The sequence below is a fragment of the Pseudomonas sp. Pseusp3 genome (assembly GCF_047304225.1).
In the GTDB taxonomy this organism is placed as follows: Bacteria; Pseudomonadota; Gammaproteobacteria; order Pseudomonadales; family Pseudomonadaceae; genus Aquipseudomonas; species Aquipseudomonas fluorescens_CD.
On record NZ_JBGLYV010000212.1, the window covers coordinates 1 to 2,433 of the forward strand.

The following is a 2,433-nucleotide window of genomic DNA, read 5'->3' on the forward strand; positions in this document are numbered from 1 at the left end:
CTTTTGCGGTCAACTGTTGGCTCTGGTGGGCGGAGAACGGGGGCTGGGTGTGCTCCTTTAATGTTCTGGGGCCCCGCTTTGGCAGCCTCCGGGGCCGCCCCCACTGGGGTGGTGATCAATCGAGCAACGAAATCGCAGTCGGTGCGTCGTCGCCGACCAGCGCCAGGTCTTCGAATTCGTTGACGGCGTTGATCTCGGTGCCCATGGAAATGTTGGTCACGCGCTCCAGGATAATCTCGACGATCACTGGCACCTTGAACTCTTCGATCAGTTCCTGAGCCTTGCGCAGGGCAGGCTGGATCTGAGCCGGTTCGAACACACGCAGCGCCTTGCAGCCGAGGCCTTCGGCCACCGCGACGTGGTCGACACCGTAACCGTTGAGCTCCGGGGCGTTGAGGTTGTCGAAGGACAGCTGCACGCAGTAGTCCATGTCGAAACCGCGTTGTGCCTGACGGATCAGGCCCAGGTACGAGTTGTTCACCACGACGTGGATGTAAGGCAGTTTGAACTGAGCGCCGACCGCCAGTTCTTCGATCATGAACTGGAAGTCATAGTCCCCCGACAGGGCCACGACCTTACGGTTCGGATCAGCCTTGACCACGCCCAGCGCTGCCGGAATGGTCCAGCCCAACGGGCCTGCCTGACCGCAGTTGATCCAGTGACGCGGCTTGTAGACGTGCAGGAACTGCGCGCCGGCAATCTGCGACAGACCGATGGTGCTGACGTAGCAGGTGTCTTTGCCGAACACCTGGTTCATTTCTTCGTAGACGCGTTGCGGCTTGACCGGCACGTTGTCGAAGTGAGTCTTGCGCTGCAGGCTGGCTTTGCGCTGCTGGCAGTCTTGCAGCCAGGCGCTGCGGTTCTTCAGTTTGCCGGCGGCTTGCCATTCGCGAGCGACTTCGATGAACACGGTCAGCGCGGCAGCGGCGTCGGAAACGATGCCCAGGTCCGGGGTGAACACGCGGCCGATCTGAGTGCCTTCGATGTCGACGTGAATGAACTTGCGGCCTTCGGTGTACACGTCGACCGAACCGGTGTGACGGTTGGCCCAACGGTTACCGATGCCCAGTACCACGTCCGACTTCAGCATGGTCGCGTTGCCGTAGCGGTGCGAGGTCTGCAAGCCAACCATGCCCACCATCAGCGGGTGATCGTCCGGGATGGTGCCCCAGCCCATCAGGGTCGGGATAACCGGAATACCGGTCAGCTCGGCGAACTCCACCAACAGATCGCTGGCGTCGGCATTGATGATGCCGCCACCGGCTACCAGCAATGGGCGTTCAGCCTGATCCAGCAAGGCCAGAGCCTTCTCGACCTGGACGCGGCTAGCGGTTGGCTTGGCCAGCGGCAGTGGCTGATAAGCGTCGATGTCGAATTCGATTTCGGCCATCTGCACGTCGAACGGCAGGTCGATCAGCACCGGGCCTGGACGGCCGGAGCGCATTTCATAGAAGGCTTTCTGGAACGCGTAAGGCACCTGGCCCGGTTCCAGAACGGTGGTTGCCCACTTGGTCACCGGCTTGACGATGCTGGTGATGTCGACAGCCTGGAAGTCTTCCTTGTGCATACGGGCGCGGGGTGCCTGGCCGGTAATGCAGAGGATCGGGATCGAGTCGGCCGAGGCGCTGTAGAGCCCGGTGACCATGTCGGTGCCGGCAGGGCCGGAAGTGCCGATGCACACACCGATGTTGCCAGCCTTGGTGCGGGTGTAGCCCTCGGCCATGTGCGAGGCACCTTCAACGTGGCGAGCGAGTACGTGATCGATGCCGCCGACCTTTTGCAGGGCGGAGTACAACGGGTTGATGGCGGCACCCGGGATGCCAAAAGCGGTATCGACCCCTTCACGGCGCATCACCAGAACGGCGGCTTCGATTGCTCTCATTTTGCTCATGGTTTTGTGCCTCTTTACGTTTTGTAATTGTATACAAGTGGCTTTGCGCAGAGTGTATTCACGGCGGACGGCGCAGGTCAATCCATTTTCTCAAGCGCTCGTTTCATTCGTCGGAAGCCCAATCTACTGTGGCTTTTCGTCGCATGTGGCGCCTTTCGATAATTATTGTATACAAAAAAATAATTCATTGTGTTCTATTTGTTGCATCGAGCTGCGGCACAACGGCGCAGCCCAACGACTTTCCGAAAAACAAAATGAGGACGGCACCATGAGCGCTTTAACCTTGAAAGTCGCAGTCAACCTGGTCAACGAGGCCATCAGTGCAGGGCGGGCCATCTCGGCAGCGCCCCTGACCATTGCGGTACTGGATGCCGGGGGGCATCTGATCACCCTGCAGCGCGAAGACGGCGCCAGCCTGTTGCGCCCGCACGTCGCCATCGGCAAAGCCTGGGGCGCCATTGCGCTGGGCAAAGGGTCACGCCTGCTGGCGCTGGACGCCCAGCAACGCCCGGCGTTTATCGCCGCGTTGAACAGCCTGGGGC

2 protein-coding genes are annotated in these 2,433 nt (G+C 60.7%); one reads left to right on the plus strand and one right to left on the minus strand.

Annotated elements, in window-relative coordinates; all coding sequences use genetic code 11:
• Positions 1–115: 115 nt before the first annotated feature.
• A complete protein-coding gene (gene gcl / locus ACCD00_RS30510) occupies positions 116–1,891 on the minus strand; it encodes a glyoxylate carboligase (RefSeq protein WP_008020595.1) in 1,776 nt (591 codons plus the stop codon).
• A gap of 268 nt (positions 1,892–2,159) precedes the next feature.
• On the opposite strand from gcl, the gene ACCD00_RS30515 reads away from it, so the two are divergent.
• The coding region (locus ACCD00_RS30515; RefSeq protein WP_413428909.1) for a GlcG/HbpS family heme-binding protein at positions 2,160–2,433 on the plus strand (274 nt) is incomplete at its 3' end.

Bases quoted from the DNA above. Each gene is read 5' to 3' on its own strand.
- gcl (WP_008020595.1), bottom strand. From the start codon at position 1,891: ATGAGCAAAATGAGAGCAATCGAAGCCGCCGTTCTGGTGATGCGCCGT.